A 16,418-nucleotide genomic window follows, 5' to 3' on the forward strand; every position below is an offset into this window, starting at 1 on the left:
TCGATGTCCTAAGCCTGGGGCACCTGACCAGTCGCCAGGATCTGCTCGAGTGCGTCCTCGTCCAGCACGGGCACGCCCAGCTGCTCGGCCTTGGTGAGCTTGGAGCCCGCTTTGGGGCCGGCGACCAGATAGCTCGTCTTCTTTGAAACACTGCCCGAGACCTTGGCACCAAGCACCTTGAGCGCCGCGCCTGCCTCGTCGCGCGTGCGGTTGACGAGCGTGCCGGTGAGCACGAAGGTCAGACCCGCAAGCGGCTGTGCGTCGGCGAGCTCGCCCGCCACGCCAGCGTCGGCTGCGGCTTGCGCGTGCGCGGCGCCCAAATCGACCTCGAGCGACAGGCCCGCCTGGCGCAGGCGCTCCAGCACGGCAAGGTTCTCGGGCACGGCCAGGAACTGCTTAACGCTCGCCGCAATCTTGGGACCGATGCCCTCGCATTCGGCGATGTCCTCTTCGCTCGCCAAGATAAGCTTGTCAATCGACAGGAATCGCTCGGCGATGACCTCGCCCACGCTCTTGCCCACATGGCGGATACCTAGGGCAAACAGCACGCGACCGAGCGGCTGGCTCTTGGACTTGTTGAGCTCGGCGATGATTTTCTCGGCCGTCTTGAGGCCCACCGGAATGGGGTCGCCCTTCTTGACGCCCTTTTTGCTGTTGGAGCTGGCATAGGTGCGCCCCGTGTCCAGGCCTGCGATGTCGTCGACCGTGAGCTGGTAGAAGTCTGCGACATCGTGGATCAGGCCGGCGGCGATCATCTTGTCGACGATCTCGTCGCCCAGGCCGTCGACGTCCATGCAGCCGCGGCTCACCCAGTGGAGCAAGCGCTCCTTGAGCTGTGCGGGGCAATCGATGGAGACGCAACGGTAAGCGACCTCGCCATCCTCGTGGACAACGGGGCTGCCGCACACGGGGCAGACCTCGGGCATGTGCCAGTCGACCGAATCGACCGGGCGCTTGTCGAGCACCGGGCCCACAACCTCGGGGATTACGTCGCCCGCCTTGTGCACGATGATAGTGTCGCCCTCGCGCACGTTTTTGCGGCGGATCTCGTCGATGTTGTGCAGCGTGGCGCGCGCGATGGTGGAGCCGGCGACCGTCACCGGGTCGAACTCGGCGACCGGTGTGAGCACACCGGTGCGGCCCACCTGGATGCGAATTTCGCGCAGGACGGTCTGCTTTTCCTCGGGCGGAAACTTAAAGGCAATGGCCCAGCGCGGCGCGCGGGCGGTAAAGCCCAGGTCGAGCTGCTGCTGGAAGCTGTCGACCTTTACGACCACGCCGTCGATATCGTAGTCCAAGTCGCCGCGGTGCTCGAGGGCCTGGGCGCAGAACTCGTGGACCTCGGCCGGCGTGGCGCAGCGTGCCACGTTGGGGTTGACGCTAAAGCCGGCGCTACGCAGCCAATCGAGAAACTCACGCTGGCTGTGGACGTGCAACGGGTCGGTATCGGCGATGGCATAGATAAAGGTGGCCAGGTCGCGGCGCGCCGTGACCTTGGGGTCCTTTTGGCGCAGGCTGCCGGCGGCGGCGTTGCGCGGGTTGGCGAAGGGGTCGCGGCCCTCGGCATCGGCCTCTTCATTCAGACGCACAAAGCTGCCCTTGGGCATATAGACCTCGCCGCGTACCTCAATGGTGCGCTCGCGGTCGGCGCCCATGTGGGCGAGCGCCGGCTCGGACAGGTGCATGGGCACATCCTTGATAGTACGGACGTTGAGCGACACGTCCTCGCCCGTGGTGCCATCGCCACGTGTGGCTGCGCGTACGAAGGTGCCGTTTTGGTAAGTAAGGGCCACGCCCAGACCGTCGATCTTAAGCTCGCAGGTATAGGTGACGCTACCGGCACCGAGGGCATCCTCAGTGCGCTGGAGCCACGCGTCGAGTTCGTCCAGGTCCATGGCATCGTCCATGGAATACATGCGCGCCATATGCGTGACCGGCGTAAACTGCTCGCTCACGTAGCCGCCCACGCGCTGGGTATAGCTGTCGGGCGTCACCAGGTCGGGGTAGGTGGCCTCGATTTCCTGCAGTTCAACAAGCATTTTGTCGAAGGCGGCGTCCGTGATCTCGGGCGCATCGAGCATGTAGTAGCGATAGGCGTGGTAGTCGAGCTCGTGGCGCAGTTCGGCCGCGCGCGCTGCCGCCTGGGCACGGGCATCGGTCGGTGCGGTGGCTTCCGCGGTCGCGGGCGTTTCGGTATCGATGTCCACACCGTCACCAAACAGGCTCGATTGCTCCATAGCAGCACTCCTTCGCTCGATTTCAAACGGATACTAGAGTACCACCGGTCGCAATGGGGTCGAATAGCCCTTTCGAACCGCACCGAATCGGCAGCCGCCAGACCGGGGTGGACAGTTAGTTCAGATACGTATAAATCCTAGAGCTGAATCAGGCACGAACACCCCTGTTTCAACTAATTTGGGCTCCTCGAGACCATGTAAACGTCCCGCTCTCCCTTCCAAACACCCATTCGAGCCCCATCCCAATCAAAAATTGCTCAAAACGCATCCCAAGCTGCCCCAGATTTATACGTATCTGAACTAACTGTCCAGACCATTACGAACCAGGCCTCTTGTCAGCCCCAAGTGATCCGTTTTCCTCCGTCCCCAACGGATCAACAAGAAAAGAGGGGCTGTCCCACACTTGGCGGGACAGCCCCTCTGGCTTCGGCATATGCGATACAGCTCGTTAGAAACCCTGGCCGTAGCCCTGGCCCTGGCCCTGCTGGCCTAGCAGCTCCTCCAGGTACTGGCGCAGCTGCTCGTCGGTAATACCGCCGTTGCCGGTGTCGGTCGAACTGTCGTCCTGCTGCTGGTTCTGCAGCTCCTCGTCAGAGCCCAGCTCGACGGTGACCTTCTTCTCGTCCTTACCGCGCATAAGCGAGATCTCGACCTTCTCGCCCACCTCGTGGCTGCGCAGCGCGATGATCAGGCCATCGGCGCTCGTGATTTCGTCGTCGCCCAGCTTGGTGATGACGTCGCCCTCCTGAATGCCGGCCTTGGCAGCAGGACCGTCCTCGACGACGCTCGCCACATACGCGCCGCTATCGGTGCTCAGCTTGTTGGTGCGGGCGTTGAGCGCATTGACGCTCGAAAGCGTAGCGCCCATGTACGGATGCACCGGCGTCTTGCCGTCGATAATCTGGTCGGCAATGTTCTTGGCGTAGTTAACGGGAATAGCAAAGCCCACGCCTGAGCTGGAGCCCGAGTAGCTCTCGATGAGCGAGTTGATACCCACCAGCTCGCCATTGTCGTTGACGAGCGCGCCGCCGGAGTTGCCCGGGTTGATGGCGGCATCGGTCTGGATCATGTTGGCATAGATGGTGTTACCGCTGGTAGAGCTCATGGCCGTGGAGCGGTAGAGCGCCGACACAATGCCCGTGGAGACAGACTGCTCGTTGCCAAACGGCGAGCCGATCGCCATAACCCACTCTCCCACGTTGAGCTTGGAGGAATCACCAATCTCGATTGGCGTGAGCTTGGAGGCGTCGGCGTCCTTGAGCTTGATGACGGCCAGGTCGCTCGAGGCATCGTTGCCCACGAACTCAGCCTCGTAGGTGGTGCCGTCGTCCATGGTCACCACGTACTGGTCGTAACCATCGACCACGTGGTTGTTGGTGAGGATGTGGCCCTCGGTATCGAGCACGACGCCCGAACCGACGCTGCCCGAGCTATCCGACTCATCAGCAGACTGCGAAAGCGAGCCATTCTGGCTGCCGCTCGAAGTGGCGGTAATGGAAACGACGGAGGGCAGGGCCTTAGCAGAAACGGCCTCGGCCAGCGTGGTGTCCTCGGAGTCAATGGTGATCTTTTGCGTCGACGAACCCGAAGCACCCGCCGTCACGGCATTCTTGCCACCACCGATATCGAGCGTGCCGCTCATAATGAGCGCAATGACCAGCAGGGCTCCGCAGGCACAGCCGGCAAGCGCCGTAATAAAGATCGGCAGCTTTTTGGTCTTGGTCTTGACCACCGTGTGCTTGTTCACGACCTGCTGGCCACCCAGCGGCTTGCCGGTCTGCGTGTCGTAGGCCTGCACGTAGGGAATGTTACTGCCGGCAGGCGTCGACTCCACCTGCACACGCGGCTGCTGCTGGGTCTCGCCGGCGTTGCCCGCATCCTGGGGACGCTGGGAATCGTACTCGCTCATGGCTGCGATCCTTTCGTCAAATAACCAAAGGCCCGCCAAACATGTGGCGGGCCATCATTGTTCACGTTGAGTTGTACCCCAATATGCGGGCGCAAGTGTATGAGAACGCAATCTTTTAGGAAGGCTTAAGTTCTGCCGCAGACCCGAAAGGAATCCGTACCTGCGTCAAAACCACCACAAAAGTGCCTGTCCCCTTTGTGGTGGAAATCTAGTCTTTAAACAGATAGCCCACGCCGCGGACGGTGGTGATGTGTGCCGCGATCTGCGGGCCCACCTTGGAGCGGATGCGTCGGATGTGCACGTCGACGGTGCGTGTGCCGCCGCAGTACTCAAAGCCCCACACGCGGTGCAGCAGCACCTCGCGGCTGTAGGCGCGGTTGGGGTGCGTCGCCAAAAAGCTCAGCAGCGAGTACTCCATCAGCGTCAGGTCGATGGGCTCGCTATCGAGTGTCACCTGGTAGGTGGCCAGGTTGATCTCAAGGTTATCGATGTTGAGCACATCATCGGAGGCGACGGGCTCCTCCTCGCCCATCAGACGCTGCGCACGAGCCTTGAGCTCGTTGGGCGTCGCCGTGGGACATACAAAGTCGGCATGCGCGTGATTGGGCAGGCGCAGGGTGCCGAGCGCCTCGTCGTCGACGATCACCAGCATGGGAACGCCGCCGCGATCGTCGAGCCACTTGGCAATCTGATCGATGCGGTCGCTGCGGATGCCATCGGAATCGAGGATCAGCAGGTCAAAGTCGTGCGCCGCAGTTGGCGAATCGGGGGTGGCCAGACTCACCTCGACACCCAGGGTGGTCGTCAAGCTGCGGGCAAACTCGTGGAAGCGCGTCGTGCGCGCCATGAACAGGGCACTCTTTTCGGACATATCGGCCTCCAAAGAAATGAGCTCAATCGTACTGGGACAAGCCAGCGCGATTAGGAGTTCGCCAGGTAGTGCTTGATCTCCCATTCGGTGATCGTGGACTCAAACTTATGCCACTCGTCGCGCTTCTTTTTGAGGAAGAAGCTATGGATGTGCTCGCCGAGGGCATCCTTCATAAACTGCGAGTCCTCAAAGACGTCGAGTGCCTCTTTAAGCGAGCGCGGCAGCGGCGTATAACCGGCCTCAAGCATCTGGCGGTCGTTGAGCTTGAGCGTCTCGGCCGTGGCCTCGGGCGGGAGCTCCAGCTTGCGCTCGATGCCGTCGAGACCAGCAGCCAGCGTGACGGCGTTGACCAGATACGGGTTGGCCATGGGATCGGGGCTACGAAGCTCAATGCGCGTGGACAGCTGCTTGCCGGGCTTGTAGACCGGGATGCGAACCATGCTTGCGCGGTTGCGCAGGCCCCACGTGGCGTACTGCGGCACGGAGTCGCCGCCCGTGGTGATGCGCTTGTACGAGTTGACGGTGGGGTTGGTGATGGCGCTGATCTCGCGCGCGTGCGCCAAGATACCGGCCATGTAGTGCTTGGCGACGTCGGAGAGATGGTACCTCTCGTCGGCCTCGCCCCAAAAGACGTTGTTGCCGTCGTGGTCGAACAGCGACTGATGCAAAAACATGGCGCTGCCATCCTCGCCCGCCAACGGCTTGGGCATAAAGGAGGCGTGGCAACCGCTCTCGTAAGCTTGCTGTTTAATGATGAGCTTGGCCGTGGTAATGGCGTCGGACATGCTCAGGGCCTCGGCGTGGCGCAGGCTCATGCCGTGCTGCGAGCGACCGGCGGCGTGGAAGGTGTACTCCACGGGCACGGACATCTTCTCGAGCGTAAGGACCGTGTTGCGGCGCAGGTCGCGCGCGGCGTCGCTCACCGAAAGATCGAAGTAGCCCACGTTGTCGAGCGGCTCGGGCGTGCGCTCGTCGGGGAAATAGTAGTACTCCAGCTCGGCACCAACGTTGAGCAGGTAGCCGGCCTTCTCGGCCTTATGGAACATGCGGCGCAGCGCAGCGCGCGGGTCGCCGGCGAAGGGCTCGCGATCGGGAGTGCACACGTCGCAGAACACACGGGCGACGCCGTTGTGGCTCGGACGCCACGGCAAAATCTGGAAGGTCGAGGCATCAGGGAACGCCAGCATGTCGGCTTCCTCGGGCGTGGCAAAGCCCTCGATAGCGGAGCCGTCAAAGCCAATACCCTCCTCAAAAGCGACCTCGAGGTCCTCGGGGCTAATGGCAAAGTTCTTGAGGCGGCCGAGAATGTCGACAAACCACAGACGCACAAAGCGGATGTCACGCTGCTCTACGGAGCGGAGTACGTAATCGATGTTCTGCTGGTTCATGTCGCTCCCCTTTCTTTCGGGCGGGTTTCGACTGGTCTATATCGCAGATACTATCGCAGAAAAATGTTTCCGCAGGGTTAAAGCGTATCAAGCGCTCAAAAAACGTGCGCGAACAGGCCGTCTGACTTACGCGCGATCATAAAGGATCACTCCTTCGCGCTCGATTACCGCGGCAAGATCGGCATCAAGATGGTCGCTCGAGACAAGATCAACCTGCCTCCCAGTTTCTTTGCGCACCGCCTCGCCGAATGCCGACAACGCGAAAAGGCCAAAGCCCTGATCGCGATCGACTTCGAGACGCAAGTCAATGTCACTATCGGCACGCGCGTCGCCACGAGCATACGAGCCAAAAAGAATCACGCTTTTGATGGCGGGAATCGGGCTGGCCGCCTCACGGACAGCGGACTCAATCTGAGCGGTATCCAAAATGCCCGCCGCGACGCTTCCGCTCGCAGAGCTTTTACCGAGTGAAGGGACAAACGGCAGCGAACGCTCGCGCAGCATCTGTCTCATAAACATATTGACTGCAACAGACGAAGTCATGCCAAGTTCTTCGCACAGCTCGGCAAATGAATCTTTAATTGACGAGTCCACTCGCACACTCAGTACAGACGCAGCCATGGATACCTCCTGTATGACATTGTCTATATATTATCACACAGACTAGCGCGAGGTCGAAGCGCGGTGTTCGATGCGGCCGGGGATCTCGATGCGCTTGGGAGCCAGCCTTGCGGCCTCGCCCACGGTAGTGGTAACAACGTCGATGCGCTCGGAGAGGCGCTCGACCACGCGCTCGGCGATTGTAAGGGTGTCTTGCGCGGCCGTGGTCACGCCGCCAAAGAGCACATGGTTCCAGGGGTAGTCGTCAAACGTCGCGATTTTGAGCCCCGCCGGCAGCGAGGGACCAAGCTGCGCCAGCGCCTCGGTCAGACGCAGGAAAACCAGGCCGTTGACAGCAATGAGGCCGAGCTTTTTGCCTGCATAGCCGCGGATGGTCTCGTCCAAGCGGCCGACGCCCGAGGCGCCACCGTCGGCCAGAGTGACGACCTCACCCGCAAGGCCGCGTCGCGAAAGTTCGTCGGCAAAGGCCTCGGCACGCTCGCGACGCACGGGGCTGTCGTCGCTTGCCTCGGTGAGCAGGCACAGGCGCTCGCTGCCTGCAGCGGCCAAGGCGTCTACCAGACCGGCGACCAGCTCACGGTTGTTAGATGTCACTAGATCGACACCGCCGTCGGCAACGTCGCGGTCGAGCAGCACGACGGGCAGACGTCCCGCTGCCGCGGCGATCGCCTCGTCATTGCCTCCGCAGGTGTTAACGACCAGGCCGTCCACGTCAGCATCGATAAGTCTGGCGAGCGACTCGGCCTCCTTAGCGGGGTCGTTGCCGCTAATGGCCGTCATGAGCGAGCAGCCGCGCGCGGCGGCGCTGGCGGAAAGCCCTTCGAGCATGGCGCTCGAGAACGGGTTGGCGATGTCAGCCAGAATCACACCGATGAGGTTCGTACGCGAGCTGCGCAGATTGCGCGCGGCGGCACGTGGGCGATAGCCGGTGCGCTCGATAACTGCCGCGATGCGAGCACGGGTCTCCTCGGTCATTTGCCCGGGGCGGTTGTTGAGATAGCGCGAGACCGTGGCCGGGCTCACGCCCGCCTCGGCGGCAATGTCCTTGATTCTCATCTGCGCCATAACGCACCCCGTTTCCCAATTGTCGGCGATCTGAGCCATTTTAGGCATTTTTTTAAAAATCTCGGTTGCAAAACGTTGTAGGTGAGTATACTACAACTCGAAACGAAACCGATTTCGTAAACCGATTTCGGCGAGCGTTGGCACGCAGGTGCAAAGACGCACCCTACCGTCTTGGCACCTGCGTGCCAACGCCATATCAAAGGTGTACGCATGAGTAAAAGGAGCTGCGCGACCATGGGTAAAACGGTTCTTACCTTCGGCGAGATCATGATGAGACTCTCGCCCAAAGACCACCTGCGTATTGAGCAGGCAACCGAGTTTGACGTCCGCTACGGCGGCGCCGAGGCCAACACTGCGCTTTCCCTGGCCTACCAGGGCGACAAGGCCGCTTACGTCTCCGTTGTTCCGGCCAACCGCCTAGGCGAGTGCGCGCTGCGCTCGCTGAAGGCCTACGGCGTCGACACAACGCGCGTCGTGCGTCAGGGCGACCGTCTTGGCTCCTATGTGTTTGAGGTCGGCGCCTCGCAGCGCGGCAACGGCTGCGTCTACGACCGCAAGTTCTCTGCCATCAACATGGCCAAGCGCGATGTTTTTGACTGGGACGAGATCCTCAAGGGCATCGATGTCTTCTACTTCTCCGGCGTGACCCCCGCCGTCTCCGACGAGATGGCCGCCGCCTGCAAGGAGGCGCTCGCCGCCTGCCGCGCCAAGGGCATCACCACCGTGTGCGACGTGAACTATCGCGGCAAGATGTGGTCGCCCGAGAAATCGCAGGCCACCATGAAGGAACTCCTGCCGCTCGTCGACATCTGCATCGCCAACGACGAGGATGCGCCTGCCGGCCTCGGCATGACCTGCGTCTCCGGTTCCCTTGCCCACGGCATCGAGGAGCGCGACACCTACGTCGAGATGGCCCGCCAGATCTGCGCCGAGTACGGCTGCAAGAAGGTCGCCTCGGTCGTCCGCAACATCTCCTGCGTCGAGCGCTCCATCTGGATGGGCATGCTCTTTGACGCCGAGAGCGGCGAGCACTGGTTCTCCCCTGCTCACGACGTGCACGCGCTCGAGGGCGTTGCCGCCGGCGACGCTTTCAACGCCGGCCTCGTCCATGCCCTCATCAACGATTTTGACCCGCAGGACGCCGTCAACTACGCCATTGCAGCGTCGATCCTCAAGCTCACCATCAAGGGCGATTCCAACTTGGTGACCGCAGACGAGATCGCAGCCGTGGCATCAGCCGCCGACGGTGGCACCCGCGTCGCGCGCTAGTCCGTCTCCATTCCGCGGGCCGCAGCTTTCCAATCCCATACCCCTGCGGCCCGCTCCCCGATTCCTCCGACCGGGCAAAACCACCAGTCCCATTCCGGTTTTGCCTGGCATTCCCTACATGACTGGTCGAGCAGCCGGTTTTGGAATTGCTTGAACCCCAAGCAGTGCCTCCGATAACCAATCCAAAATCGGCTCCTGACCAGCACATTTGGCAATCACGCGCCCATGCGCGCCACACATCGAAAGGAACATCATGTTCGATCAGTTCTACACCACGCTTGAGTCCCTGGGCATCGTGCCGGTCGTTGTGCTCGACAAGGTCGAGGACGCCGCTCCGCTCGCCCACGCCCTTATGGCAGCTGGCATGAAGTCAGCCGAGGTCACCTTCCGCACCGCCTGCGCCGCCGAGTGCATCGCCGCTATGGCCGAGGCCGAGCCCGAGATGTGCGTTGGCGCCGGCACTGTCCTGACCGTCGAGCAGGTTGAGCAGGCCCGCGCAGCCGGTGCCAAGTTCATCGTCTCCCCGGGTTACAACGAGGACGTCGTGAAGCACTGCATCGACATCGACCTGCCCGTCCTTCCCGGCACCGTGACCCCCTCCGAGGTCACCGCAGCCGAGAACCTGGGCCTCAAGGTCACCAAGTTCTTCCCCGCGTCCCAGTATGGCGGCCTGAACACCATCAAGGCCCTCGCCGCTCCGTTTGTCGGTCACCGCTTTATGCCTACCGGCGGCGTGAGCACCGCCAACGTCGAGGAGTACCTGAGCTCCTCCGCCATCATCGCCTGCGGTGGCACCTGGATGGTCAAGCCGGCCCTGTTTGCCGACGGCGACTTCTCCAAGGTCGAGCAGATCGCCCACGAGGCCATGGACGTCGTCAAGAAGGTCCGCGGCTAGGTTTAGCTCTCTATCGTGAAAGGGGGCGTGCCCTAAACCTCGCCCCCTTTCTTTTAAAGCGGCTCGGAAGCGCGCCGTTTCCGTCACGAACAAGAACCAAAACCGTCTTGTATGCTGATAGAACGTGACGGAAGCGACACGCCTCCAAGCCGCTTTGCCTACTCGGCTGGCCGTCGCGCTCAACTAAGCCACTTCGACAAAAGCCGAGCCACCAAAACAGCTGCGGTGCCGTCTGGAGGAATAGACCCTTGCTTCCGGTCTTTTCCTCCAAGCGGCGCCGCAGCTTTTTCGTGCCCCGGTTACGCCCCAACGCAGTTGCGGTGAAATAGGGACTGTTTGCGCCACCTAGGTCGCAAAACAGTCCCTATTTCACCGCAACTTATATGGGGATTGATTAGATGAACGAGTCTTTGGACAGCTCAAAATAGTCGGGATGCAAGGCGATAACCGGGCCCTGCTCCTCGGGCATCAGGTGCAGGTGCGTCTCTGCCAGATAGCTCGCCGTGTCGGTGTCGCCCTTCTTAATGGCCTCGAGAATCCGGCGATGCTGCCGACGAATCGGTTCCCAATCCAGATTCTGCGACACCATACGCAACCAGTTGTATCGCTCAAAATGCGTATTGACGCTCTTCATCCAATCCCACAACATGTGGCGGCCGGCAATCTCAAAACACGTCTCATGGAACAGGTTGTCCAGATCGAAAAAGCGACGCGTTTCGCTATGGTCGAGCGACTCGGACTCGGCAAGAATCTGCTCGAGCCGATGCTTTTGCTCGGGCGTGGCGGCCGAACAGCATTTAATAAGCACGCTTCTCTCGAGCTTCTCACGCAAGAAGCAGGCGTTTTCGGCGTGTTCCATGCTGATCTTAGAGACGTAGGTGCCGCTTTTGGGGCGCGTTTCCACCAGCTCCTGCTCACGCAGGCGTACAAAGGACTCGCGAATGGGCGTGCGCCCGATTCCCGTCTCCTTTTCCAGACCAATCGCCGAAAGGCGCGTGCCGGGCTTGAGCTCGGCATAGATGATCTTGGAGCGCAATGCGTTGTATGCCTGGTCTTGCAGGCTCTGATAATGCTGGTGTTGTTCCATAAAGCCCTCGGATGAAGCCCACGGTTTGTCGAATACCACCATGCAATACTATCGCATCCCCCATTCCCTCAGTTGAGGTGAAATAGGGCGCGCTCGCGTCGCCAGGATCACAAGAGCAAGCGGCGGCATCCCAAAACCCGGGACACCACCGCTGTTTTGCTATCGGATGGCGCAGAGACGCCCCTCCTCATGCAGCAAGGGGTTGACTAGAGTTCGCAGGCAGCCTTGTAGCCATCGCCGATGGCGTCGCGGATGTTGCCACACTTCTGGGCATCACCCAGCACGTGGGCGGCAACGCCGGCAGCGGTAAGGTCATCGGCCAGCTTGGTATTGGGACGGTAGCCCATGGCAAGCACCAGCGTATCGGCATCGGCGATGGTGTGGACCTCGCCGTCCTTCTCGTAGCTGATGGTGTCCTCGGTGATCTCGGTCACCTTGGCCTCGGTCAGCACGTGAACGCCCTTGGAGAGCATGCGCGTGATGAGCACCGCACGACCGGCACCGCCCTCGTTGGCGGCGAGCGTCTTGGTCATCTCGATAACGGTGACATCGCGATTGGCCGGCGAAAGGTCGTTGACCAGCGGGGCCAGGTAATCGGCCGTCTCGCAGCCAACGGTGCCACCGCCCACGATGACGATCTTCTTGCCCGGGAAAGCCTTGCCGCCCAGCAGGTCGTCGGCCGTCATAACCTGCTTAAAGCCCTGCATGAAGGCCGGAGCGATGGGCTCGGCACCATAAGCCAGGACGACCTCGTAGCCCGCGTAGTCGCGCTGAATGTCCTCGGCCGAAAGCTCGGTACCAAAGACGCACGTGACGCCTGCCTCGGCTAGGCGACGGTACTGATACTTGATTACGCGGGTGAGCTCCTGCTTTGCCGGCGGAACGGCCGCAATGCGCATCTCGCCGCCCGGCTCGTCCTGCTTATCCACGAGCACCACGTTATGGCCGCGCTTGGCGGCAATGTAGGCTGCCTCCATGCCCGCAGGACCGGCGCCCACAACCAGCACGTTCTTTGCCTCGGCGGCAGGCTCGTAGCCGGCCTCGTCGCGCTCAACGTCCGGGTTGACGGTGCAGGAGATGCGCTTGCCAAACATGATGCCGTTCAGGCAGCGCAGACAACCGATGCAGGGACGGATCTCGTCGGCGTTGCCGGCGGCCGCCTTGTTGCAGAACTCGGCGTCGCACAGATTGGCGCGGCCCATCATGCAGATATCGGCGGCGCCGTCCTCAATCAGCTCCTCGGCAATCCATGCCTCATTGATGCGGCCGACGGTGGCAACGGGAATGTTCACATGCTTTTTGATCTCGCGCGAGCAGGCGGCGTGCGAGGCCTGCTGGGTGCCGGCGGCCGGAATTGCAGAGCCGCGCTTGATGGTGGTACCGCCCGACACGTGAATCATGTCGACGCCGGCCTTCTCCAGACGGCGCGAGACGTAGATCATGTCGTTGAGGGTCAGGCCGCCATCGGTGTACTCGTCACCCGAGATACGGACGTCGATGATGAAGTCCTTGCCGCAGCGCTCGCGAATCTCGGCGATGACCTCGAGCAAGAAGCGCATGCGGGCGTCGAGCGAGCCGCCGTACTCGTCGGTACGCTTGTTGTAGAGCGGGGTCAAAAAGCCACCGAGCATGCCGTGGGCGTGCGCCGCATGGACCTCGACGCCATCGACGCCGGCCTTCTGCATACGCACGGCGGCGTCGCCGAACTGATGCGTGAGCTCGTGGATCTCATCAACCGTGATGGGGCGCGGCGCCTCGCGGGCATAGGACGGACCCACAAAGGACGGAGCGACCAGGCGCGGCGTGCCCGGAATGTTAAAGGCCATGTAGGCAGGGTGGAAGAGCTGCGGCATGATCTTGCAGCCGTACTCGTGGACGGCCGCAGCGAGCTTTTCCCAGCCGGGGATAAACGTGTCGTCGTAGCAGCACATGTCGCCCGGCAGATAGGTATAGGTGGGCTCGACCGTCACGACCTCGGTGATGATCAGGCCCACGCCGCCTTTGGCACGGGCGCGGTAATGATCGACCAAATCGTCGGTCACATAGCCGTGATCGGCCAGGTTGGTAGACACCGGCGGCATAAAGACGCGGTTCTTGACCTCGGTCGTACCGACCTTGATCGGGCTAAAGAGCATCGGGTAGGCTGAAGACTCCATGCAGGCTTCCTTTCGTTTGAGCCGCTCGGCGGCAGTTGCTGATGTACCTATCGTATCAGCAACTGCCGTATCTGCACTCGCTCGCACTCCCCACCTTCAATCCCGACCCTCACGAAAAAGTTGCGGTGGAATACGGAATAGATGAGGCATCTGACAGCAAAAACAGTCCGTATTTCACCGCAACTGATGGGCGGGGTGGAATTGAGGGCTCAGATAGTCAGTCATGCCCTCATCCGCCACTCCCTCACCTACAGCGCGCCGTCCAGCATAAGGTTCACCTTGAGCACGTTGACCGTGGGCTCGCCGAAGACGCCCAGGAATCGGCCCCTGGTGCACCGGGCGATGATGTCGCGCACCTCGCCTTCGCTCTTGCCCGTGGCCTTCGCCAGGCGCGGTACCTGGTACTCGGCGGCATCGGGGGAGATCTCCGGGTCGAGGCCGGACCCCGAACACGTCACCAGGTCGACGGGCACAGCGTCCATATCGGCATCGGGGTTGGCGGCGCGGATCTTCTTCACGCGCGCATCCACAAGCTGCCGATACTCCTCACTCGCCGGGGACAGGTTGGACGGGGCACCATACGCCATGAGCTCGCCGTCTTCGCCTTCGACAATTGACACGTTCTGGATACGACCCCACATGTGGGCATCGTCATCGAAGTTCTGGCCGATGAGCTCGGAACCCACAACCTTGCCGTCGACCGTAATGAGCGATCCGTTCGCCTGATACGGGAACGTAACCTGAGCGATGCCGGTCACCACGAGCGTGTATCCCAGGCCGCAGACGATGGTAAACAACGCGAACACGCCAAGTGCGCGCGGTGCGATACCTTTGAACATACAAACCTCCGTCTACATCATGCCAATGCCGAACAAGGCCAGCAGCATGTCGATAATCTTGATGAATACGAACGGCGCCACGATACCGCCCAGACCCCACACCAGCAGGTTGTGGGTCAGCAGCTGTCCGGACGGGACCTCGCGGTACTTAACGCCCTTGAGAGCCGCCGGAATTAGCGCGACGATGACCAGCGCGTTGTAGATGATGGCGGACAGCACGGCCGTCAACGGGTTGGTGAGGCCCAGGATGTTGAGGGCGCCCAGTCCCGAATAGATCGGCGAGAACAGGGCCGGGATGATAGCGAAGTACTTCGCCACGTCGTTGGCCACCGAGAAGGTCGTGAGCGAGCCGCGGGTCATGAGCAGCTGCTTGCCAATACGCACGACCTCGATGAGCTTGGTGGGGCTGGAGTCGAGGTCGACCATGTTGCCGGCCTCCTTGGCAGCCTGGGTTCCGGTGTTCATGGCCACGGCGACGTCCGCCTGGGCGAGCGCCGGCGCGTCGTTGGTGCCGTCGCCGGTCATGGCGACCAGGTGACCCTCACGCTGGAACTCGCGGATCTTCTCGAGTTTGCCCTCGGGGGTGGCCTCGGCCAGGAAGTCGTCAACGCCGGCCTCGGCGGCGATTGCCGCGGCGGTGAGCGGATTGTCGCCCGTCACCATGATGGTCTTGATGCCCATCTTGCGCAGGTCGGCGAACTTCTCCTTAACGCCGGACTTGATGATGTCCTTGAGGTACACAACGCCCAGCACGCGGCAGTTCTTGGTCACGACCAGCGGGGTGCCGCCGGCCTTGGCGATGCGTTCGACGGCCTCGTCGCACTCCTGGGAGAACACGCCGCCGGCTGCCTCCACATAGGTGCGCACGGAATCGGCAGCGCCCTTGCGGATCTCATTGCCCTCGTAGTTCACACCGGACATGCGAGTCGCCGCGGTGAAGGGGATGAACTCCATGCCCTTATCCTCGAGTGTGCGGCCGCGCAGCCCAAACTGCTCCTTGGCGAGCACGACGATGGAACGACCCTCGGGGGTCTCGTCGGCCAGCGAGGAAAGCTGAGCGGCATCGGCCAGCTCCGCGGGATCGACGCCGTCGACCGGGATGAACTCGGCGGCTTGGCGGTTACCCAGGGTGATGGTGCCGGTCTTGTCGAGCATGAGGATGTCGACGTCGCCGGCGGCCTCGATGGCGCGGCCGGACATGGCCAGCACGTTGGCCTCGTTCAGACGGCTCATGCCGGCGATGCCGATGGCGGACAGAAGGGCGCCGATGGTAGTGGGAGCCAAGCACACGAGCAGTGCCACGAGCGTGGTCACGGCCGTGGGGTTGACCATGTCGTTAAGACCGGCCGAGAAGCAGGAGTAACAATACAGGGCCAGCGTGACCAGGATAAAGACGATGGAAAGGGCCACCAGGAAGATCTCCAGAGCGATCTCGTTAGGGGTCTTCTTGCGCGCGGCACCCTCGACCATCGCGATCATCTTGTCCAGGAAGCTCTGGCCGGGCTCACTGGAGATCTTGACGATGATCCAGTCGGACAGCACCGTGGTACCGCCGGTAACGGCAGAGCGGTCGCCGCCGGCCTCGCGGACCACGGGGGCGGACTCGCCGGTGATGGCGGACTCGTCAACGGAGGCAGCGCCCTCGATGACGTCGCCATCGCCGGGAATCTGCTCGCCGGCGCGTACGATCACCAGGTCGCCGCGCGTGAGCTCGGTGCCGGGAACGACGGTGAAGTGCTCCTTGTCCTCAACGGACTCGATACGATGGGCCTCGACATCCTTCTTGGCCGCACGCAGGGAATCGGCCTGAGCCTTACCGCGGCCCTCGGCAAGCGCCTCGGCGAAGTTCGAGAACAGGTCGGTGAGCCACAGGATGACCGCGATGGTGACCACATAGTAGGTGGGCACACCCGCGTCCTGCACACCGAAGATGGAAGCGACGGCCAGGACGGAGGTCATGACGGCGGAAAGCCACACCAGGAACATGACCGGGTTTTGAATCTGGACGCGAGGATCCAGTTTGGCAAACGAGTCGCGGACCGCGCGGCCCATCATGTCTTTTTGCATAGCCATAAATCTGC

12 protein-coding genes are annotated in these 16,418 nt (G+C 62.0%); 2 read left to right on the plus strand and 10 right to left on the minus strand.

The features are described from left to right. Window positions 1-8: 8 nt before the first annotated feature. The 6 genes from ligA to AAAX31_RS01880 all read right to left on the minus strand — a co-directional run bounded on the left by ligA (window position 9) and on the right by AAAX31_RS01880 (window position 8,130). Window positions 9-2,237 (minus strand): NAD-dependent DNA ligase LigA, encoded by a 2,229-nt coding sequence (gene ligA / locus AAAX31_RS01855; RefSeq protein WP_117770057.1) that lies wholly within the window; start codon window positions 2,235-2,237, stop codon window positions 9-11. A 448-nt stretch (window positions 2,238-2,685) separates the two neighbouring features. Further along, on the minus strand, window positions 2,686-4,146 hold the full coding sequence (locus AAAX31_RS01860; RefSeq protein ID WP_117770058.1) for a trypsin-like peptidase domain-containing protein: 1,461 nt from the start codon (window positions 4,144-4,146) through the stop codon (window positions 2,686-2,688). A gap of 208 nt (window positions 4,147-4,354) precedes the next feature. Further along, on the minus strand, window positions 4,355-5,017 hold the full coding sequence (locus AAAX31_RS01865) for a response regulator transcription factor (protein WP_117583361.1): 663 nt from the start codon (window positions 5,015-5,017) through the stop codon (window positions 4,355-4,357). Between the two features lie 50 nt (window positions 5,018-5,067). Continuing rightward, window positions 5,068-6,405 carry a glutamine synthetase family protein gene (locus AAAX31_RS01870; protein WP_349075998.1) on the minus strand — a complete coding sequence of 446 codons (1,338 nt, stop codon included), beginning with the start codon at window positions 6,403-6,405 and terminating at the stop codon, window positions 5,068-5,070. Between the two features lie 126 nt (window positions 6,406-6,531). Next, window positions 6,532-7,026 (minus strand): type II toxin-antitoxin system RelB/DinJ family antitoxin, encoded by a 495-nt coding sequence (locus tag AAAX31_RS01875; protein WP_271738483.1) that lies wholly within the window; start codon window positions 7,024-7,026, stop codon window positions 6,532-6,534. A 42-nt stretch (window positions 7,027-7,068) separates the two neighbouring features. Then, on the minus strand, window positions 7,069-8,130 hold the full coding sequence (locus tag AAAX31_RS01880) for a LacI family DNA-binding transcriptional regulator (RefSeq protein WP_349075999.1): 1,062 nt from the start codon (window positions 8,128-8,130) through the stop codon (window positions 7,069-7,071). A gap of 195 nt (window positions 8,131-8,325) precedes the next feature. On the opposite strand from AAAX31_RS01880, the gene AAAX31_RS01885 reads away from it, so the two are divergent. Both AAAX31_RS01885 and eda read left to right on the plus strand, forming a co-directional pair. Beyond that, complete coding sequence (locus AAAX31_RS01885; protein WP_349076000.1) at window positions 8,326-9,360, plus strand: sugar kinase; 1,035 nt, start codon at window positions 8,326-8,328, stop codon at window positions 9,358-9,360. Between the two features lie 253 nt (window positions 9,361-9,613). After that, window positions 9,614-10,255: a bifunctional 4-hydroxy-2-oxoglutarate aldolase/2-dehydro-3-deoxy-phosphogluconate aldolase gene (gene eda / locus AAAX31_RS01890; RefSeq protein WP_035136869.1), complete on the plus strand. Its 642-nt coding sequence runs from the start codon at window positions 9,614-9,616 to the stop codon at window positions 10,253-10,255. A gap of 394 nt (window positions 10,256-10,649) precedes the next feature. On the opposite strand, the gene AAAX31_RS01895 is transcribed toward eda, so the two are convergent. From AAAX31_RS01895 to kdpB, 4 genes are all read right to left on the minus strand, one after another. Next, complete coding sequence (locus AAAX31_RS01895) at window positions 10,650-11,342, minus strand: GntR family transcriptional regulator (RefSeq protein ID WP_349076003.1); 693 nt, start codon at window positions 11,340-11,342, stop codon at window positions 10,650-10,652. Between the two features lie 206 nt (window positions 11,343-11,548). Then, window positions 11,549-13,498 (minus strand): NAD(P)/FAD-dependent oxidoreductase, encoded by a 1,950-nt coding sequence (locus tag AAAX31_RS01900; RefSeq protein ID WP_349076004.1) that lies wholly within the window; start codon window positions 13,496-13,498, stop codon window positions 11,549-11,551. Window positions 13,499-13,746: 248 nt separating this feature from the next. After that, the gene (kdpC, locus tag AAAX31_RS01905; RefSeq protein WP_349076006.1) at window positions 13,747-14,337 is read right to left on the minus strand and encodes a potassium-transporting ATPase subunit KdpC; all 591 of its coding nucleotides are present in this window, start codon (window positions 14,335-14,337) and stop codon (window positions 13,747-13,749) included. Window positions 14,338-14,349: 12 nt separating this feature from the next. Then, window positions 14,350-16,410 carry a potassium-transporting ATPase subunit KdpB gene (kdpB, locus tag AAAX31_RS01910; RefSeq protein ID WP_349076008.1) on the minus strand — a complete coding sequence of 687 codons (2,061 nt, stop codon included), beginning with the start codon at window positions 16,408-16,410 and terminating at the stop codon, window positions 14,350-14,352. Between the last annotated feature and the right edge of the window lie 8 nt (window positions 16,411-16,418).

Source organism: Collinsella sp. CLA-ER-H5 (assembly GCF_040092375.1).
In the GTDB taxonomy this organism is placed as follows: Bacteria; Actinomycetota; Coriobacteriia; order Coriobacteriales; family Coriobacteriaceae; genus Collinsella.

Coding starts and splice junctions, on each gene's coding strand:
- AAAX31_RS01885 (WP_349076000.1), top strand. CDS start 8,326: ATGGGTAAAACGGTTCTTACCTTCGGCGAGATCATGATGAGACTCTCG.
- kdpB (WP_349076008.1), bottom strand. CDS start 16,410: ATGGCTATGCAAAAAGACATGATGGGCCGCGCGGTCCGCGACTCGTTT.
- AAAX31_RS01870 (WP_349075998.1), bottom strand. CDS start 6,405: ATGAACCAGCAGAACATCGATTACGTACTCCGCTCCGTAGAGCAGCGT.
- AAAX31_RS01860 (WP_117770058.1), bottom strand. CDS start 4,146: ATGAGCGAGTACGATTCCCAGCGTCCCCAGGATGCGGGCAACGCCGGC.
- AAAX31_RS01900 (WP_349076004.1), bottom strand. CDS start 13,498: ATGGAGTCTTCAGCCTACCCGATGCTCTTTAGCCCGATCAAGGTCGGT.
- AAAX31_RS01880 (WP_349075999.1), bottom strand. CDS start 8,130: ATGGCTCAGATCGCCGACAATTGGGAAACGGGGTGCGTTATGGCGCAG.
- AAAX31_RS01895 (WP_349076003.1), bottom strand. CDS start 11,342: ATGGAACAACACCAGCATTATCAGAGCCTGCAAGACCAGGCATACAAC.
- AAAX31_RS01875 (WP_271738483.1), bottom strand. CDS start 7,026: ATGGCTGCGTCTGTACTGAGTGTGCGAGTGGACTCGTCAATTAAAGAT.
- AAAX31_RS01865 (WP_117583361.1), bottom strand. CDS start 5,017: ATGTCCGAAAAGAGTGCCCTGTTCATGGCGCGCACGACGCGCTTCCAC.
- eda (WP_035136869.1), top strand. CDS start 9,614: ATGTTCGATCAGTTCTACACCACGCTTGAGTCCCTGGGCATCGTGCCG.
- ligA (WP_117770057.1), bottom strand. CDS start 2,237: ATGGAGCAATCGAGCCTGTTTGGTGACGGTGTGGACATCGATACCGAA.
- kdpC (WP_349076006.1), bottom strand. CDS start 14,337: ATGTTCAAAGGTATCGCACCGCGCGCACTTGGCGTGTTCGCGTTGTTT.